Here is a 17,974-nt window from a genome sequence, read left to right as displayed (position 1 = left end):
AGCTCACACGGCGTGCGCCGCGGCGCTCACGGCCCGAGGACGCGCACGGCTCCCGGCACGCACTCCGCGGTCAGCGGCAGCGCGCCGAGCGGTTCCCCGTCCGCGTAGCCCGTGATGCCGGGTGCGGCCAGCTCGACCCGGGCCGCGCGGTGCACGCTGACCTTCGGATGGTCGAGGTGCGTTCCCCTGTAGACCCGCGGGAAGACCTTGAGGAGCGTCGTCCGGCTGCAGTCGCCGACCACGGTGACATCGAAAAGACCGTCGCTCATGTCGGCCCCGGCGCAGATCCGCATGCCGCCGCCGTACGACGTTCCGTTGCCGACCGCGACGAGCGTGGCCTCGACCTCGTGGACGCCGCCGTCCAGCGTGATGCGGTACGGGATCGGGCGGAACGCCGCCAGCTCCGCGACCATCGCCAGGTCGTACTTGAAGCGCCCGGTGGGCCACCGCATCCGGTTGCCGCGGTCGTTGACCCGCGAGTCGAAGCCGGAGGCGAGCACGGTCCCGAACCACGTCCCGCCGACCCTCCCCAGGTCGACGTCACGCGCGCGTGCCCCCTTCAACGCCTCGGCGACGAGCTGCCCGGCGGCGGCGGGCTCGCGCACGGGCAGGCCGAGGGCCCGCGCGAAGTCGTTGCCGGTCCCCACGGCGATCACGCCCAGCGGGGTGCGCGTCCCGGCGACCGCCTGCAGCGCGAGGCTCACCATGCCGTCGCCGCCGACGGCTATGAGCGCCCCCGTGCCGCCCTCGACGGCCGCACGGGCCCGCCGCAGCGCGTCGGGGGCGTCCTCACCGATGACCGTTCGCACGGAGAAGCCCCGGGCCCGCAGAGCGGAAGCGGCCGGCTGCGCCGCGTGAGCGCCCCGGCCGCGGCCCGCGGTGGGATTGACGAAGAGGGTGATGTCGCTGGTCACTAGGGGTCCCCCCGGACGGAGTGTGAGGGAGGACCCTACAAGATCAGGTCACGTCGTCGAAACCGTTCACCCGCTGGTCGCTCCGCCCGGTGCCCGCCTGCTCGGGCAGCGCCCGGGGCGGCCGCACCGACTCGACGTCGCCGACGGCCTGCGGTGTCAGGTCGAGGTCGGACGCCTCGTCGTCGTCGAGCTCGGCGTCGGGGTCGTTGCGACGGCGGCGCTTGTCGTTGAGGAACGAGATGCCGACCGCGATGAAGTACAGGACGACGATCGGGCCCGCGAGCGCGATCATGCCGACCGGGTCGGTCGTCGGGGTCGCCACCGCGCCGAAGATGAAGACACCCATGACGACGCCGCGCCACCAGGTGAGCATGCGGCGGCCGGTCACCACGCCCGTCATGTTCAGCATCACAAGGAGCAGCGGGAGCTCGAACGAGGCACCGAAGACGAGGACCATCCTGACGGTGAAGTCGAGGATCTTGTCCATCGGCAGCAGGTTCGCCGCGCCGTCGGGCGTGATGCCGAGCAGGACGCGCATGCTGACGGGGAGGATCGTGTAGGCCAGCCAGGCGCCTCCGAAGAAGAGCGGCACGGCGGCGGAGACGAACCAGTACGTGTACTTGCGCTCGTTCTTGTGCAGTCCCGGCGCGACGAACGCCCACAGCTGGTACAGCCAGACCGGGCTGGAGACGATTATGCCGACCATGAGGCTGACCTTCACCGTGGTGGTGAAGGGCGAGAGCAGGTCGTTGAAGGTCACGGTCGCGCAGTGGCCACCGGTCTGCTTCATGCCCGGCTCGCAGCGCGGCACGGGATCAGCCAGGAACTCCATCAGCTCCTGGCTGTAGAACGCCGCCACGATCGACACGACCGTGATGGCGAGGAGCCCCTTGGCGAGCCGGTTGCGGAGCTCGCGAAGGTGCTCCGCGAGGGACATCCGCCCCTCGGGGTCCTTCTCCTTCTTGCGGGCAGACTTGAGCAACCCACGTCCTCATCTCGTGCGGCAGGCCGGCCGTCGGCGCCGGCCTTGGATCAGCGCTGCGTCGTACGGTCGGTCGGCTCGGTGACCGGGCGCGAGCTGGTCACGTCGCCGGGGGCAGCCTGAATCGTGCGCTTCTGGACGGCCGGGTCGCTCGGCGGGTCGGCCGGAGCGGCGGTGTCGTCCTTGCTCTCGGACTTCATGGCCTTGGCCTCGCTCTTGAGGATGCGGGCCGACTTGCCGAGGGAGCGCGCCATGTCGGGCAGCTTCTTGGCACCGAAGAGCAGGACGATGACGACGAGGATGAGGATGATCTCGGTGGGGCCGAGCCTACCCATAGCTGTTTACCTTCTTCACCGAGGCGACAGGAGTCTGGTTGCTCGGCAGACCGGACATATATCCGATCTCCCGCGCTGGCAGCGATCGTAACCCCCCGGGGTAAACGCTCGGCAATCCCCGCGCATACTCCGAGTACGGCCCCCGCCTCGATCCCGGGCCGTATTCGCAGCGTACCCGTCCACCTCGGGGAGTTGACAGGCCGCGGACGCTAAAGAGCCCCGCGGCCCGCACGGGCCACACCGGCCGCTGCCCTCTCCAGGTCCTCCGCCGCCCGGTTGATCTGCCGTGTGGTCTCGGTCACTTGACGAGCCAGACGCTGTGCCTCCACAAACACCTTGATCGCCAGTACGCCGAGGACGGCGAGGCCCAAGAAGCCCGCCGCGATCGCGAGCATCGCCCAGAACATGCGCCGAGCCTAGACGGTCGAGTGCAGGCGCAGCGTCCGCACCCCACCACCGGTGAGGAGTTCGACGATCCGCTCCCCCGCGGGCTTGCGCACCGCGGCCTCGCACTCCGGGCACGTGAACGAGTAGAAGGTGGTGCGGGCGCTCGCGCCGATCGCGAGACGCAGCGCGCCCGCGGACAGCTCGAAGCGGGCACGGCAGTCGGGGCAGGCGGCCGTGAAGAGGACGGGGGCGGCGGCCGGCCGCGGCTGCGACGGCACCCCCGGAAGTCCGGACATCGTCGGTGTGCTCAACGCCCCGCCTCCTGACCGTCGTGTTCCTCGTACGCCGCCGGTTCCCGCTCGTACGCGTCGAGGGCCTCGCGGGCCGCCTCCCGCGCACTGTCGGCGAGCTGGGCCGGGGACACGATCCGCCCGTCCCTGCCGAGCCGCAGCGCGAGCCGCCGCAGCGAGGTGGGGTCCGGCGTGCGCAACGTGATCCGCAGGCCGCCGTCAGGCAGCTCCTCGGCGCTGTCGTGCGGGTAGTACTCGGCGACCCAGCGGCCGCCGGGGCCGACCTCGACGACGACCTCGGGGTCTTCGGCGGCGGGCTGCACCAGTCCTTCGGAGAGGTCGCGCAGCTCCACCTCGGGCGGCGCGGACGGCTCGTCCAGGATCTTGATCTCGGCGACCCGGTCCAGGCGGAAGGTGCGCCTGGCCTCGGAGCGGCGGCACCACGCCTCTACGTAGGTGTGGCCGACGCTCACCAGCCGGATCGGGTCGATCTCCCGCTCGGTGAGTTCGTCGCGCGCCGGCGAGTAGTAGCGGATCCAGAGCCTGCGCCGCTCGGAGATGGCCCGGTCGACGTCGGCGAAGACGCCGCCCTCGGACTCGAACGTCACCGAAAGTCGGGAGCTGGCGCCCGCCGCCTCACCGGCCGCGGTCTCCAGCTTCGCGGTGGCGCGCAGCAGCGCGAGGCGGTCGCTCTCGCGCAGGCCGGGCAGTGTGGACACGGCGCGGGCCGCCACCAGCAGGGCGGTCGCCTCGTCGGCGGCGAGCCGCAGCGGCGCCGCCACGTCGTCGGGGTTGTGCCACCAGATGCGGTCGCCGTCGGTGTCGATGTCCAGGAGGTCACCGCCGCGGAAGCTGGTGCCGCACAGCGGCAGCACGTCGAGGTCGGAGATCAGCTCGTCCGTGGTGATCCCGAAGGCACGGGCGACGTCGCCGACGTGCGCTCCGGGGCGCTCACGCAGATAGGTCACCAGCGACAGCATCCGCCGCGTCTGGTCGATGGCGTTCGAGGCCATTGCTCTCCGCTCCCCCTCAGCCCTTGGCCACGGCACGCAGCCGGTCCACGACGTCGGCCCGCAGCTCGGCGGGCTCGAGGACCACCACATCGGGCCCGAACTCCACCAGCCACGCGTCGAGGCCGTGGCCGTACGGAATCTCCAACTCGTCCCACCCGTCGTCGCCCTTCCGCGCCGCGACGGCCTTGGCGCGCAGCGGGTAGCCGGCGTCCGTGCGCAGCCGGATCAGGGCGGTGCGGTCGGCGGTCTCCCCCGCCCAGCTCGCGACGGTCTCGCGGACCGTGACGACGTCCGGGACGTCGGCGGTGTACTTCCCCGCGCGGGCCCGCACCTTCCCGGTGATGCGGGAGAGCCGGAACACGCGCTCGGCGCCCCGGTCCCTGTCCCAGCCCGCCAGGTACCAGTGGCCGCGCCAGCACTCCAGGGCCCACGGCTCGACGTGGCGCTGCTCGGGCCGGGCCGCGGTGGCCTTGCGGTAGTCGAAGACGACGGGACGACGGTCCCGGCAGGCGAGCATCAACGGCTCGAAGGACGCCTCGTGCGCGGGGATCCGAGGCTCCAGGGCGCCGTGCCCCCCGTACGGGTCGACGTCCTCGGGCAGTCCGGCGGCGCGCAGCTTCTGCAGGGCGCCGCTGGCGGCGCCGGCGAGGCGGGCCTGCTGCCAGACCTTCGCGGCCAGGCCGAGCGCCGCGGCCTCCTCGGCGTCCAGGGTGATGGCGGGCAGGCGGTTGCTGTCGCGGCGGGCGAGGTAGCCGACCTCCCCCTCGAGGTTCTCCACGGTCTCGATGACCAGACCGAGCTCGCGCAGATCGTCCTTGTCGCGCTCGAACATCCGGTTGAAGCTGTCGTCGGACCCCGCCTCCAGATAGGCCTCGATCGACTCACGCAGCTCCCGCTTGCTGAGCGGCCGCCGGGTCCCGAGCAGGCACAGCGCAAGGTTCATCAGCCGCTCGGCCTTGGCAATGGCCATCGACGCCCTTTCTCGGCTGTTCAGATTGTGCTTCCGACCGATGACCGTACCGCCCCGGGGTGTCCGGGCAAAAGCCGAGGGCCCATGCCGGACAGGCATGGACCCTCGGCGAAAGGATCAGGTCACAGACGTCCTCAGACGGAGACCAGATCGCAGACGAAGATCAGCGTCTCGCCGGGGGCGATGCGGCCGCCACCGGCGCCGCGGTCGCCGTACGCGAGGTGGGCCGGGATGGTCAGCTCACGCCGGCCACCGACCTTCATGCCCTGCACGCCCTGGTCCCAGCCGGAGATGACCTGACCGGCACCGAGCTGGAACTCCAGCGGGTTGCCGCGGTTCCAGCTCGCGTCGAACTCCTCGCCCGTGCTGAAGGCGACGCCCACGTAGTGGACCTTGACGAAGTCGCCCGCCTTGGCGACCGCCCCGTCACCCTCCCAGATGTCCTTGATCTGAAGCTCGGCCGGCGGCTCGCCGACCGGGAAGTCGACCTCGGGCTTGTCAATGCTCACGAAAATGCTCCTGCTTTGATACGAAAGGTCAGCGCGGACAGTCTTACATCCCTGAGGACGTCACATCTTCGCCAGGATGTCCACGGTGAAGATCAGGGTGGAGTCCTTCTTGATGGAGCTGCCCTGCGGCGGCTGGTCCCCGTACCCCAGCTCCGGCGGGATCACGATGAGGACGCGGCTGCCGACCTTCTTCCCGGTCAGACCCTGCGCCCAGCCCTTGACGACCTGCGCCAGCTGGAACGACGCGAGCTGCTTGCGCTTGTACGAGGAGTCGAACTCCTTGCCGTCGGCCCACAGCACGCCCTTGTACTGGCACAGGAGGCTGTCGGTCTCCTTGACCTCGTCGCCGTCGCCCTCCAGGACGTACGACGCGACGAGCTTCTTCGGCGCGGCCGTCTTCGGAACGTCGACGGAAGGAGCCTTGCCGTCGGTGTTCGTGCCGACCTTGGGCAGGTCCTTGTTGGACTGCGCCACCTCCTTGCCCTTCGCGGAGCTGGTGGCGGAGAAGGTGCCCACGAGGTCGACGACGAACACGAGGGTGTCCGAGCCCTTGATGCCGGCCTGCTTGTTGCCCTCCTCGCCATACCCCATCTTCGGGGGGATGGCGAGCTCCACACGGCTGTCGAGCTTCTTGCCGACGAGCGCCTGGTCCCAGCCGGGGATGACCTGACCGGTGCCGATCGGGAAGACCGTGGGGTTCCCGCGGTCGTACGAGTTGTCGAAGACCTTGCCCGTCGCCCAGATCTGGCCGAGGTAGTTGGCCTGCAGATAGTCGCCCTTGACGACCTCCTTGCCCTTGCCCTCGATGAGGGTCTTCACGGCGAGGTCGGAGGACGGCTTGCCCGAGCCCTTGGCGACGGTCGGCTTCTCACCGAACTTCGTACCCTTCGTGATCTCGGGCAGCGGCCCGTCCACGATCTTCGCGGTCGGCGGCGCCGACGTGGCGTTGGTCGGGCTGTCACTGGGCTTGGACTTGGCCTTGTCGGCCTTGTCGTCACCACAGCCTGCCAGCGTGAGCAGGCCGGCCGGGACGGCAAGAAGAAGTGAGCGTCGGCGCACGGTGGGGGCCTCGTATCGGTCGATCTTGTGGGTTGGCGTGCGCGCAACTCTACGGCGTGAGAAGGGCGCCGCACGAGGAACGTACGGCGCCCGTGTTGCGTTCCCGCAACGCCACACAGGACGTTGGGGCCACATGGGTCACATGCCGGCGATCAGCTTCTCCACCCGGTCGTCCACGGACCGGAAGGGGTCCTTGCACAACACCGTGCGCTGTGCCTGGTCGTTGAGCTTGAGATGGACCCAGTCCACCGTGAAGTCACGGCGCTGCTCCTGGGCCCGCCGGATGAAGTCGCCACGCAGCCGCGCCCGGGTCGTCTGCGGCGGCACCGACTTGCCCTCGAAGATCTTCAAGTCGTTGCAGATCCGGGCGGCTTGCCCCTTCTTCTCCAGGAGGTAGTACAGCCCCCGCCGACGGTGGATGTCGTGGTACGCGAGGTCTATCTGCGCCACCCGCGGATGCGACATGGTCATGTTGTTCTTCGCCCGGTACCGCTCGATGAGCTTGTACTTCATGACCCAGTCGATCTCGGTGCCGATGCGGTCGAGGTCCTCCGACTCGATCGCGTCCAGCGTGCGGCCCCACAGCTCCAGGACCTGCTCGACGGTGCCCGTGCGGATGCCCCGCCGGTCGACGAAGTCCACCGCCTTCTCGTAGTACTCGCGCTGCACCTCGAGAGCCGAGGCCTCACGGCCGCTGGCCAGACGCACCTTGCGGCGGCCCGTGATGTCGTGCGACACCTCACGGATGGCCCTGATCGGGTTCTCCAGAGTGAGGTCCCGCATGACCGTGCCCGCCTCGATCATGCGCAGCACCAGATCGGTGGCGCCGACCTTGAGCAGCATGGTCGTCTCGGACATGTTCGAGTCACCCACGATGACGTGGAGCCTGCGATACCGCTCGGCGTCCGCGTGCGGTTCGTCGCGGGTGTTGATGATCGGCCGGGAACGGGTGGTCGCGGAGGACACCCCTTCCCAGATGTGCTCGGCACGCTGACTCACGCAGTACACGGCGCCGCGCGGAGTCTGCAGCACCTTGCCCGCGCCGCACAGCAGCTGCCGGGTGACGAGGAACGGGATGAGGATGTCCGCGAGCCGGGAGAACTCCCCGTGACGGGCCACCAGATAGTTCTCGTGGCACCCGTAGGAGTTTCCCGCCGAATCGGTGTTGTTCTTGAAAAGATAGACGTCGCCCGCGATTCCCTCCTCGTGCAGGCGGCGCTCGGCGTCGACGAGCAGGCCTTCCAGAATGCGCTCACCGGCTTTGTCGTGGGTGACCAGCTCGGTCACGTTGTCACATTCCGGTGTCGCATATTCCGGATGTGATCCCACGTCAAGATAGAGGCGGGCGCCGTTCCGCAGAAAGACGTTGCTGCTGCGGCCCCATGACACAACACGGCGGAAGAGGTAGCGCGCCACCTCGTCAGGCGACAGACGGCGCTGTCCCCTGAACGTGCATGTGACGCCGTACTCGTTCTCCAGCCCGAAAATGCGGCGGTCCATGACTGAACATTACGCCTGATGCGGGGCACTGAAACCGGGTTCGGCAGCACCGTTTCGATCATTTTCCGATGAACCCGCAACAACCCCCGAATCTCCGGCCGCTACGAGTACCCGCGCCGTCGCCAGCAGAACCACCAACGCGGCCACTCCGGCCAGCCCCGGCACCGCGAACCCCCACGCCGTCCCGCCCCACTCGACCACCGGACCCGCCACCGCCGTCCCCAACGACGCCCCCACCGTGAACGTCGTCACCAACCACGAGAACGCCTCCGTCACCGTCCCACGCGGAGCATGCCGGTCCACGATGATGAACGCACACGCGAGCGCCGGCGCGAGAAACACACCCGCGAGCGCCGTCAACGCCGTCATGGCGACCGCCCCCGGAGTGAGCGTCAGCGGCCAGTAGAAGACAGCCAGCAGCGCCACCAGAACACTCAACCGCCTCTCCGGCACACCACTCCACTGCCGCGCCCCGTAGACGGACCCGCCCACCAGCGCACCGAGCCCGAGCGCCGCCATCATCCACCCGTACACCGCGTCGCCGCCGTTCCCATCCGCGTACGACACCCCCGCGACCGTGATGGAACCCAGCGCCATCCCGATGAACAGGAACGCGCCGAGGAGCGCGAGCAGACCGCGCGAGCGCAGCGCCCCGAGCCAATGCGCCTCCCTGGGCGCCGAACGCCACGCGCGCGAGGGCCGGGACACCACTACGGAGAGGGCACCCAGCACACCCACCACGTTCACGACGAGCAGCGCCGCCCGCTCATCCCACAGCGCCACACATCCGGTCACCAGCAACGGGCCGACGGTGAACATCACTTCCTGGGCTATCGCGTCCATCGCGTACGCGGTGTGGACCTGCTCCTCCTTGCCGAGGACGCTCGGCCACAGGGCCCGCAGACCACCCTCCAGAGGCGGCGTGAACAGCCCCGCGACCGCCACCGCCCCATAGGCGAGCGCCAGCTGATCCGGCCCCGTGAAGGCGAACAGCGCCATACCGAGCGCGGAGAGCAGCGCGGCGGGCAACTGGACACGCGGCTGTCCGTGCAGGTCGACCAGGCGCCCGAGCAGCGGCTGACCGACCGCGTTCGCCACGCCGTACACCGCCGCGAGCGCACCCGCCAGGCTGTACGTGCCGCCCTCGGCCCGGATGAACAGCACGATCGCGATCGCCGCCGTCGCGTTCGGCAGCCGGCCCACCAGCGTCCCGGCCAGCAGCCGCGTCGCATACCGCGTCCGGAGGATCTCCGCGTATCCCGCAGCCATGCTCTCCCACCCTCCCCCCGCACCGCCGAGCCGGGGTTTTACGTATAACGTCCGGCGTCATACGTACCATGAGCCCAGTCCGCGGGTCCACCGCAATCCCGCAGCACGGACCAACCCCGCACCGCGGACACAAGCCGGGAGGCGACAGTGACCGGACCACTACAGGAAGCCGGGGCCCCACGCCCCACCAGCCGCGACGTCGCCCGCGCAGCCGGCGTCTCCCAAGCCACCGTCTCCCTCGTACTCGGCGACAAATGGCGCGGCCGCGTCGCCGAACCCACCGCCCAACGCGTCCGCACCGCCGCACGCGAACTCGGCTACCGCCCCAACCTCGCCGCCCGCAACCTCCGCCTCGGCCGCACCAGAACAGCACTCCTCGTCGTCCCCGAACTCACCAACGAGTTCTTCGCCCACGTCTACACCGGCGTCGCCCGCATCGCCGCCCGCCACGGCTTCGGCGTCGTCCTCTACCCCTCCCCCGACGGCATCGGCCCCGCCCGCGACCCCTTCGCCTCCGCCCGCGCATCCCTCGACGGCGTCCTCGCCTCCTCCATGGCCTCCGACGCCCTCGCCACCATCCGCGGCGACGACCTCCCCCTCGTCATGCTCGACAGCGACCCCGCGGGCAGCCTCGGCGCCGCCACCGTCAACCTCGACCTCGCCGACGGCATGCGCCAAGTCACCGAACACCTCCTCACCCTCGGCCACCGCGACTTCCTCCACCTCGCCGCCGACGTCGACTCCTGGACCTTCGACGTACGCGCCGAAGCGTTCGCCCGCACCCTGCGCGGCACCCACACCGCCGTACGCCGCGTCGCCGCCCCACTCAACGTCGAAGGCGCCCGCGCCGTCGCCGAAGCCGCCCTCTCCGGACCCGGCCCCCGCCCCACCGCCGTCGTCTGCGACGACGACTTCCTCTCCGCCGGCGCCTGCAAAGCAGCACGACGGCTCGGCCTGCGCGTCCCCGAGGACGTCTCCGTCACCGGCTTCGACGACCTCACCCTCGCAACCGCCGTCGAACCCGAACTGACCACCGTCCGGCTCCCCGCCGAACGCTTCGGAGAACGCGCCATGGAATCCCTCGTCGCCGTCCTCGAGGGCCGCGAACCGGACGCCACACCCCTCCCCGTCGAACTGGTCGTCCGCGGCTCCACCGGCCCCGCACACTGACCCAGCACATGAAAAAGCGCCCCGCGCCCCGGCCCTCAGGCCGGAACGCGGGGCGCACGCCCGCACGGACTACTCGATGTCGCCGCCCGACTTCGGCACCGACCCCGCATCCCCATCCGTGTCCGTCGGCGCATCCGTCGCACCGCCCTCATCGAGCAGCCGCGACAACTGCCGACCCACGATCCGCTTGAACTTCCGCTTCTGAGGCCGCGTCCGGTCCAGAACCGCCACCTCCAGCCGCTCCGCGGGAATCTCCCGCTCACTGCCATTGGTGTCGCGGGACAACGCCTGCACCGCGAGCTTCAGCGCCTCCGCCAACGTCATCCCGTCCTGATGACGCTGATCCAGATAGCTGCTGATCTGCTCGGCGTTACCACCGACCGCGACCGAACCGTGCTCATCCACGATCGACCCGTCGTGCGGCAGCCGATAGATCTGGTCACCGTCCGGCGTCGTACCGACCTCGGCGACGACCAGCTCCACCTCGTACGGCTTCTCCGCGTTGCTGGAGAAGATCGTGCCGAGCGTCTGCGCGTACACGTTCGCCAGACCACGAGCCGTCACATCGTCACGGTCGTACGTGTAACCACGAAGATCGGCGTAACGCACACCACCGATCCGCAGATTCTCGTACTCGTTGTACTTACCGGCGGCCGCGAAGCCGATCCGGTCATAGATCTCGCTGAACTTGTGCAGCGCACGGGACGGGTTCTCGCCGACGAACACGATGCCATCGGCAAACTGCATCACGACAAGGCTGCGGCCACGGGCGATGCCCTTCCGGGCGTATTCCGCCCGGTCGGCCATGGCCTGCTGGGGTGAGACATAGAACGGCGTCGACACCGGATCCGTCCCTTTCTGTCAAAAAACTTCAGTCAGTGGCGAATTCGGAACGCTCAGAGCAACGCGGCCCGCGGACCGTCCGGCTGCTCCAGACGCTTCTCCAGGATCGAACGCGCAATGGCCGACGACTCGTCATCCGTCAGCCTGCGGAACCCCTCGTCGGAAATCACCGTGACGATGGGATAGATACGCCGCGCCACGTCAGGACCACCCGTCGCCGAGTCGTCGTCCGCCGCGTCGTACAACGCCTGAACGACCAGCGTCGTCGCCTGCTCCTCCGTCAGACCGTCGTGGTAGAGCTTCTTCATCGCACCGCGCGCGAAGACCGAACCCGAACCGGTCGCCGCGAAACCGTGCTCCTCCGAACGCCCACCCGTGACGTCGTACGAGAAGATACGACCCTTCTCGCGGTCCACGTCGTACCCCGCGAAGAGCGGCACCACGGCGAGACCCTGCATGGCCATGCCGAGGTTACTGCGGATCATCGTGGAGAGCCGGTTCGCCTTGCCCTCCAGCGAAAGCGTGGCCCCCTCCACCTTCTCGAAGTGCTCCAGCTCCAACTGGAAGAGCTTCACCATCTCCACGGCCAGACCCGCCGTACCGGCGATGCCCACCGCCGAGTACTCATCGGCCGGGAACACCTTCTCGATGTCGCGCTGCGCGATGACGTTGCCCATCGTCGCCCGCCGGTCGCCGGCGAGGACGACACCGCCGGGGAACGTCACGGCCACGATCGTCGTGCCGTGCGGCGCCTCGATCACGCCCTGCGTGGGCGGCAGTTGACGGTTGCCCGGCAGGATCTCGGGCTGGTGCTCGGACAGGAAGTCCATGAACGACGACGAACCAGGCGTCAGGAAGGCAGCCGGTAGACGCCCGGTGCTACGAGGATTGGCTTCCACGAGTTTCCTTCCAGGTAAGCGGTGGCTCGGCGGGTCTTGTCGGGGTCGTCCCCCAACTTGCCGATGCCCGAATTGCAGTTGAAGCACAGTACGCCTCGGACTTTACCCGTCTCATGGCAGTGATCCACATGGACTGCGGGGGCACTGAGGCAGATCACGCAGAGCCCCCTTTGCGAGGCGATCATCTCGTCGCGTTCGGCTTCGGTCATGCCGTACTGCCGCTTCAGGTGCCCCTCCCGCCCCTGGATGGCCCGGCACGCCTTGCAGCGCGTCGACAAGCCATCCGAGGCGGTCGTGTTCCGGTGCCACTCACCGTGAGGCTTGATCTCGCCGCAAGTGCGGCACAGCTTGCGCCCTGCGGGTACCTCGACCTTTTCGCGCACGGTCTTGCCCAGCGCCGCCCTGCGGCGGCGGTAATGCGCGGCGCTGTACTCCGCCACGCACTCCCGGCAACGCGTCTGAAGTCCATCACGCCGATTCCTGTCAGCCGCGAAGCACTCTGTTGCCAGCGTCCGCCCACAGCCCGCGCAGCACTTTCGAACTCCAGAATCGGACATACCTGTCATTGTCCGCCTTTTTGCACGAAACTCCGCACGAAGTCCTCGGCATTTTCCTCGAGTACATCGTCAATTTCGTCAAGAACCGAGTCGACGTCGTCGCTCAGCTTTTCCTGCCGCTCCTTGAGGTCCTCCGAAGCCTGCGCGTCCTGCGTCTGCTCCTCGGTCTCCTCGGTGGGACGCGTCGCCTTCTGCTGTCCGCCGCCGGTGTCCTTGGTCGCCATCTACCTCACCCCGCTCGCTCGGTTAGACGTTCTTGATCAGACCCTACGCTTCGGGTCCGACATCGGCCCCGCAGTTCGTTCAACGTGCGGGACCCACCTGTGTGATTCCCCCGCGGATGACCTTTCAGCCGCCCGAGAGGACCCGAACCAGGTCCTCTGCCGTGCGGCAGCGGTCCAGGAGTTCCTTGACGTGGTTCCTCGTGCCGCGCAGGGGCTCCAGCGTGGGGACCCGTTGCAGAGAGTCACGGCCCGGGAGGTCGAAGATGACCGAGTCCCAGGACGCCGCGGCCACGTCGTCCGCGTACTGCTCGAGGCAGCGGCCGCGGAAGTACGCGCGCGTGTCCTCGGGCGGCTTCGTGGTGGCCCGGTCGACGTCCGCCTCGTCGAGGAGCCGCTTCATCTTGCCTCGGGCGACCAGGCGGTTGTACAGGCCCTTCTCGGCCCGTACGTCCGCGTACTGGAGGTCGACCAGGTGGAGCCGTGCGGCGTCCCAGTCGAGGCTGTCGCGCCGGCGGTAGCCCTCCATGAGTTCTCGCTTGGCGACCCAGTCGAGCTCTCCGGAGAGGCTCATCGGGTCACTCTCCAGGCGGCCGAGGACGTCTTCCCAGCGGCTCAGTACGTCCTTGGTCTGGTCGTCGGCGTCGGAGCCGTACCGCTCCTCGACGAATTTGCGGGCCAGCTCGAAGTACTCCATCTGGAGCTGTACCGCGGTGAGTGACCGTCCGCTGCGGAGCGTGACGAGGTGCTTGAGGGACGGGTCGTGCGAGACCTGGTGCAGGGTGCGCACGGGCTGGTCGACCGCGAGGTCCACCGCGATGAAGCCCTCCTCGATCATCGCGAGGACGAGGGAGGTGGTGCCGAGCTTCAGGTACGTCGAGATCTCGGAGAGGTTGGCGTCGCCGATGATGACGTGGAGCCTGCGGTACTTCTCGGCGTCCGAGTGGGGTTCGTCGCGGGTGTTGATGATGGGGCGCTTGAGAGTGGTCTCGAGGCCGACCTCGACTTCGAAGTAGTCGGCGCGCTGGCTGAGCTGGAAGCCGTGTTCGTGGCCGTCCTGGCCGATGCCGACGCGTCCCGCTCCGGTGACGACCTGGCGGGAGACGAAGAAGGGGGTCAGGTGCCGCACGATGTCGGAGAAGGGGGTTTCCCGCTTCATCAGGTAGTTCTCGTGCGTGCCGTAGGAGGCGCCCTTGTTGTCGGTGTTGTTTTTGTAGAGGTGGATCGGCTGGGCGCCGGGCAGTGCCGCGGCGCGTTCCGCGGCCTCGGCCATGATGCGTTCGCCGGCTTTGTCCCAGAGGACGGCATCCCAGGGGTTGGTGATCTCCGGGGAGCTGTATTCGGGGTGTGCGTGGTCGACGTAGAGGCGTGCGCCGTTGGTGAGGATGACGTTGGCGAGGCCGATGTCCTCGTCGGTGAGCTGGCTGGAGTCGGCGGCCTCGCGGGCGAGGTCGAAGCCCCGGGCGTCCCGCAGCGGGTTCTCTTCCTCGAAGTCCCAGCGGGCGCGTCGCGCCCGGTGCATCGCCGCGGCGTAGGCGTTGACGATTTGGGACGAGGTGAGCATGGCATTGGCGTTGGGGTGGCCGGGGACGGAGATGCCGTACTCCGTCTCGATGCCCATTACTCGCCGTACGGTCATGCGGCCCTCCTTGCCCGGCGGCGCTCCCGTTCGGGAACGGCGCTCAAGTACCGCTGGTGCTCCGGTGCGTGTGCGGTGCCCGTCCCCGCACTGCGCGACTCGGCGGTACCGAAGAGCCTAGAACGCCTTTGCGCTGGTGGGGAGATCATTGCTGTCATTGAAAAACAGACGGCTGCGGGTACCCGTGAAGGACACCCGCAGCCGCCCTGTGTTCTACAGGTATTGACCGGTGTTGGCCACCGTGTCGATGGAGCGTCCCGTGTCCGCGCCCTGCTTTCCGGTGACGAGGGTGCGGATGTACACGATCCGTTCGCCCTTCTTTCCGGAGATCCTGGCCCAGTCGTCGGGGTTGGTGGTGTTGGGCAGGTCCTCGTTCTCCTTGAACTCGTCGATGCAAGCCTGGAGGAGGTGAGCGACCCGGAGGCCCTTCTGGTTCGCTTCGAGGAAGGCCTTGATGGCCATCTTCTTGGCGCGGCCCACGATGTTTTCGATCATGGCGCCGGAATTGAAGTCCTTGAAGTAGAGGACTTCCTTGTCTCCGTTTGCGTACGTCACCTCGAGGAAGCGGTTCTCCTCGGACTCCGCGTACATCTGCTCGACGACGGATTGGATCATGCCGTGCACCGTGGCGCGCCGGTCGGCGCTGTGCTCGGCGAGGTCGTCGGAGTGCAGGGGGAGGCGTTCGGTGAGGTACTTGGCGAAGATGTCCTTGGCCGCTTCGGCGTCCGGGCGCTCGATCTTGATCTTGACGTCGAGTCGTCCGGGGCGAAGGATCGCGGGGTCGATCATGTCCTCGCGGTTGGAGGCGCCGATGACGATGACGTTCTCCAGGCCTTCCACGCCGTCGATCTCGGCGAGCAGCTGGGGGACGATGGTGTTTTCCACGTCGGAGCTGACGCCGGATCCGCGGGTGCGGAAGAGGGATTCCATCTCGTCGAAGAAGACGATGACGGGGGTGCCTTCGCTTGCCTTCTCGCGGGCGCGCTGGAAGACCAGGCGGATGTGTCGCTCGGTCTCGCCGACGTACTTGTTGAGGAGCTCGGGGCCCTTGATGTTGAGGAAGTAGCTCTTCCCCGCGGGCTGGCCGGTGACCTCGGCGACCTTTTTGGCGAGCGAGTTGGCGACGGCCTTCGCGATGAGCGTCTTGCCGCAGCCGGGGGGCCCGTAGAGCAGCACGCCCTTGGGCGGCCGCAGTTCGTGCTCCTTGAAGAGGTCGGGGTAGAGGTACGGAAGTTCGACGGCGTCCCGGATCATTTCGATCTGGCCGCCGAGGCCGCCGATCTTCTCGTAGCTGATGTCGGGGACTTCTTCGAGGACGAGTTCTTCGACCTCGCTCTTGGGCACGACTTCGTAGACGTAGCCGGAGCGGGGTTCGAGCAGGAGGGCGTCGCCGGGGCGGATGGTGACGTCGAGGAGGGGTTCGGCGAGCCGGACCACTCGTTCTTCGTCGGTGTGTCCCACCACCAGGGCTCGGTCGCCGTCCTCGAGGATTTCCTTGAGGGTGACGATGTCTCCGACGCTCTCGTACTCCATGGCCTCGACCACGTTGAGCGCTTCGTTGAGCATGACTTCCTGGCCGCGCCTGAGCTCTTCGAGCTCCACGCTCGGGCTGACGTTCACCCGGAGCTTGCGGCCCCCGGTGAAGATGTCGGCCGTGCCGTCCTCGTTCGCCACGAGGAAGACTCCGAAGCCGGCCGGTGGCTGTGCGAGCCGGTCGACTTCCTCTTTGAGGGCCACGATCTGGTCGCGGGCCTCGCGGAGCGTGTTGGCGAGCCGCTCGTTCTGTGCGGACACGCCGGCCAGGTTGGTCTGCAGCTCGACGATCCGCTCTTCGAGAATCCTCGTATGACGCGGAGAGTCGGCGAGCTTGCGTCGCAGGACGGCGATTTCCTGCTCGAGATAGGCAACCTGACCGGCAGGGTCTTCAGACCCTCGTCCCGGCCGGATGCCGCGGTTGATGTCGTCGTCGTGGGCTGCCACGGTCCTCACCTCCTCCAAGGGGAGCTGGACGCTTCCTGACCCTACCTGGGTGGGTGTCGATTGAAACCCCTAGATCACAAAGACAGTGGGGGTGTGTCCGATCTTCACCCTTGCGCTCTCCCTCACACCAGGGGAATACCCACCCAACAACATCGGAAAGCGGGCGGTTGTATCGTCGAAGTGTTCAACACCCGTCAGGGCTGGCCCGACTTGCTGCATTGTGGGGTCGCCCGGCGCTGAGACCGGCAGGAGAGATGACCGTGCGGCACGAGGCCGAGACCGGCAGTGAGGGCCACGATCTGGAGGTCTGGATCGACCAGGACCTCTGTACCGGGGACGGCATCTGTGCGCAGTACGCGCCCGAGGTCTTCGAGCTGGACATCGATGGTCTGGCGTATGTGAAGAGTGCCGACGACGAGCTGTTGCAGGCTCCTGGGGCCACAACGCCCGTGCCGTTGACGCTCCTCAACGATGTGGTGGACTCGGCCAAGGAATGTCCCGGGGACTGCATCCACGTGCGTCGTGTTTCGGACAGCGTCGAGGTGTACGGCCCCGACGCGGCCTGATTTCACCCCTGCGGCGGTGTCATACGCTGCGTGCTCCTGCGGGGGTGGTCCGCTCGAACGTGCCGTCCTTCCACTGCCACTTGGCCTTGTCCTTCCGGTCGGGGCAGCAGCGGGGCACGTCGGGTGAGGAGTAGCCGAGCAGGGTGGCGGTGACGGTGCCGTCGCGCAGGGCGAGGCCGGTGGCGTTCTGGCGGTCCTTGGGGTCGACGAGGGTGGCGACCACGCGGGGTTTTCCGGTTCGTGGCGCGGTGATGACGTAGATCCCGTCGGGCGGGGTGCCCGAGCCGGCTTCGCAGTGGACGACGGCGACGGTTTCGGGCCTGCCGTCGCCGTCGAGGTCGCCGGAGGCCTTCTTCTTCACCACGGGTTCGACGGGACCGCAGGCGATCGGGAGGTCGACGGCGGCGGGGTCGGGTGCGGGGGCCGGGGCGCCGGCGGCGGCTCTGGAGTGTGTCTTGGGGCCGGTCTGGGCCGCGGTGGCGGCGTCGGGCTGCAGGACGGCGGAGCCCGCGACGACGGCGGCGAGTGCGGCCGCGGTGGCCAGCCAGTGGATGGGGCGGGTGGTGGTGTGTGCCAGTTCCGGGACCGCGGGGTGCTGCACGGGGAAGGGTCTCCTGTGAGGGCTGTGCCGACGGGGAGGTGGCCAGCATCGTGCCATACGTCACAGTGAGGTGGAACACCGGGGTCCGGTGGTTCTCGCGGTTCTTCCGGTACGGGGCTGGTGTCCTGTCAACGAAACGGCGCCGGGGGGGGGGGGGGGGGGGGGGGGGGGGGGAGGGGGGGGGGGGGGGAGGGGGGTGGGGGGGGGGGGGGGGGGGGGAGCAGGGAGGGGTGGTATTGGGGAGCGGATAACGCGGCCATGCGGAGGTGG

Annotated in this window: 20 protein-coding genes; 2 read left to right on the top strand and 18 right to left on the bottom strand. The window is 68.6% G+C overall.

Annotation, left to right across the window (positions count from 1 at the left end; all coding sequences use genetic code 11):
- Positions 1–26 precede the first annotated feature (26 nt).
- The 11 genes from AC07DO_RS25255 to AC07DO_RS25205 form a co-directional block, all read right to left on the bottom strand.
- Entirely contained in the window at positions 27–914 is an 888-nt protein-coding gene (locus tag AC07DO_RS25255) for a diacylglycerol kinase (RefSeq protein ID WP_479062823.1), read from the bottom strand.
- Positions 915–957: 43 nt separating this feature from the next.
- Positions 958–1,851: a twin-arginine translocase subunit TatC gene (gene tatC / locus AC07DO_RS25250; RefSeq protein ID WP_479063253.1), complete on the bottom strand. Its 894-nt coding sequence runs from the start codon at positions 1,849–1,851 to the stop codon at positions 958–960.
- Positions 1,852–1,946: 95 nt separating this feature from the next.
- Positions 1,947–2,231: a Sec-independent protein translocase subunit TatA gene (gene tatA, locus AC07DO_RS25245; RefSeq protein WP_150165866.1), complete on the bottom strand. Its 285-nt coding sequence runs from the start codon at positions 2,229–2,231 to the stop codon at positions 1,947–1,949.
- A gap of 209 nt (positions 2,232–2,440) precedes the next feature.
- The gene (locus AC07DO_RS25240) at positions 2,441–2,638 is read right to left on the bottom strand and encodes a hypothetical protein (protein ID WP_150219633.1); all 198 of its coding nucleotides are present in this window, start codon (positions 2,636–2,638) and stop codon (positions 2,441–2,443) included.
- Positions 2,639–2,647: 9 nt separating this feature from the next.
- Positions 2,648–2,914 (bottom strand): hypothetical protein, encoded by a 267-nt coding sequence (locus AC07DO_RS25235; RefSeq protein WP_479063251.1) that lies wholly within the window; start codon positions 2,912–2,914, stop codon positions 2,648–2,650.
- A gap of 11 nt (positions 2,915–2,925) precedes the next feature.
- Entirely contained in the window at positions 2,926–3,921 is a 996-nt protein-coding gene (locus tag AC07DO_RS25230) for a helix-turn-helix transcriptional regulator (RefSeq protein WP_479062822.1), read from the bottom strand.
- Positions 3,922–3,937: 16 nt separating this feature from the next.
- The gene (locus AC07DO_RS25225; RefSeq protein ID WP_479062821.1) at positions 3,938–4,891 is read right to left on the bottom strand and encodes a helix-turn-helix transcriptional regulator; all 954 of its coding nucleotides are present in this window, start codon (positions 4,889–4,891) and stop codon (positions 3,938–3,940) included.
- Positions 4,892–5,025: 134 nt separating this feature from the next.
- Positions 5,026–5,400, bottom strand: a complete 375-nt coding sequence (locus tag AC07DO_RS25220) for an FKBP-type peptidyl-prolyl cis-trans isomerase (RefSeq protein ID WP_268770236.1) — start codon at positions 5,398–5,400, stop codon at positions 5,026–5,028.
- A gap of 60 nt (positions 5,401–5,460) precedes the next feature.
- The gene (locus tag AC07DO_RS25215) at positions 5,461–6,459 is read right to left on the bottom strand and encodes an FKBP-type peptidyl-prolyl cis-trans isomerase (protein WP_479062820.1); all 999 of its coding nucleotides are present in this window, start codon (positions 6,457–6,459) and stop codon (positions 5,461–5,463) included.
- 138 nt (positions 6,460–6,597) lie between these two features.
- Positions 6,598–7,959, bottom strand: a complete 1,362-nt coding sequence (gene pafA / locus AC07DO_RS25210; protein WP_055567245.1) for a Pup--protein ligase — start codon at positions 7,957–7,959, stop codon at positions 6,598–6,600.
- Between the two features lie 9 nt (positions 7,960–7,968).
- Positions 7,969–9,228 (bottom strand): MFS transporter, encoded by a 1,260-nt coding sequence (locus AC07DO_RS25205; protein WP_479062819.1) that lies wholly within the window; start codon positions 9,226–9,228, stop codon positions 7,969–7,971.
- 147 nt (positions 9,229–9,375) lie between these two features.
- Between AC07DO_RS25205 and AC07DO_RS25200 the strand changes: the two genes are divergently transcribed.
- On the top strand, positions 9,376–10,398 hold the full coding sequence (locus AC07DO_RS25200; protein ID WP_479062818.1) for a LacI family DNA-binding transcriptional regulator: 1,023 nt from the start codon (positions 9,376–9,378) through the stop codon (positions 10,396–10,398).
- 69 nt (positions 10,399–10,467) lie between these two features.
- On the opposite strand, the gene prcA is transcribed toward AC07DO_RS25200, so the two are convergent.
- The 6 genes from prcA to arc all read right to left on the bottom strand — a co-directional run bounded on the left by prcA (position 10,468) and on the right by arc (position 16,537).
- Complete coding sequence (prcA, locus tag AC07DO_RS25195; protein ID WP_479062817.1) at positions 10,468–11,241, bottom strand: proteasome subunit alpha; 774 nt, start codon at positions 11,239–11,241, stop codon at positions 10,468–10,470.
- A 53-nt stretch (positions 11,242–11,294) separates the two neighbouring features.
- On the bottom strand, positions 11,295–12,140 hold the full coding sequence (gene prcB, locus AC07DO_RS25190) for a proteasome subunit beta (RefSeq protein WP_479062815.1): 846 nt from the start codon (positions 12,138–12,140) through the stop codon (positions 11,295–11,297).
- Positions 12,092–12,697, bottom strand: a complete 606-nt coding sequence (locus tag AC07DO_RS25185) for an endonuclease VII domain-containing protein (protein ID WP_479062813.1) — start codon at positions 12,695–12,697, stop codon at positions 12,092–12,094. The genes prcB and AC07DO_RS25185 overlap by 49 nt, the downstream gene beginning before the upstream one ends.
- 5 nt (positions 12,698–12,702) lie before the next feature.
- On the bottom strand, positions 12,703–12,921 hold the full coding sequence (locus AC07DO_RS25180; RefSeq protein ID WP_150165888.1) for a ubiquitin-like protein Pup: 219 nt from the start codon (positions 12,919–12,921) through the stop codon (positions 12,703–12,705).
- Between the two features lie 124 nt (positions 12,922–13,045).
- On the bottom strand, positions 13,046–14,557 hold the full coding sequence (gene dop, locus AC07DO_RS25175) for a depupylase/deamidase Dop (RefSeq protein WP_479062811.1): 1,512 nt from the start codon (positions 14,555–14,557) through the stop codon (positions 13,046–13,048).
- Positions 14,558–14,770: 213 nt separating this feature from the next.
- A complete protein-coding gene (gene arc / locus AC07DO_RS25170; protein ID WP_479062810.1) occupies positions 14,771–16,537 on the bottom strand; it encodes a proteasome ATPase in 1,767 nt (588 codons plus the stop codon).
- A gap of 254 nt (positions 16,538–16,791) precedes the next feature.
- On the opposite strand from arc, the gene AC07DO_RS25165 reads away from it, so the two are divergent.
- On the top strand, positions 16,792–17,103 hold the full coding sequence (locus AC07DO_RS25165) for a ferredoxin (RefSeq protein WP_150165892.1): 312 nt from the start codon (positions 16,792–16,794) through the stop codon (positions 17,101–17,103).
- Between the two features lie 19 nt (positions 17,104–17,122).
- Here the strand turns inward: AC07DO_RS25165 and AC07DO_RS25160 are convergent, their stop codons facing one another.
- On the bottom strand, positions 17,123–17,704 hold the full coding sequence (locus AC07DO_RS25160; protein WP_479062808.1) for a hypothetical protein: 582 nt from the start codon (positions 17,702–17,704) through the stop codon (positions 17,123–17,125).
- Positions 17,705–17,974: the final 270 nt, after the last annotated feature.

The organism is Streptomyces sp. NPDC045678, assembly GCF_056432085.1.
Note: the sequence above shows the minus strand (reverse complement) of the source record. Positions and strands in the feature narration are given on the sequence as shown.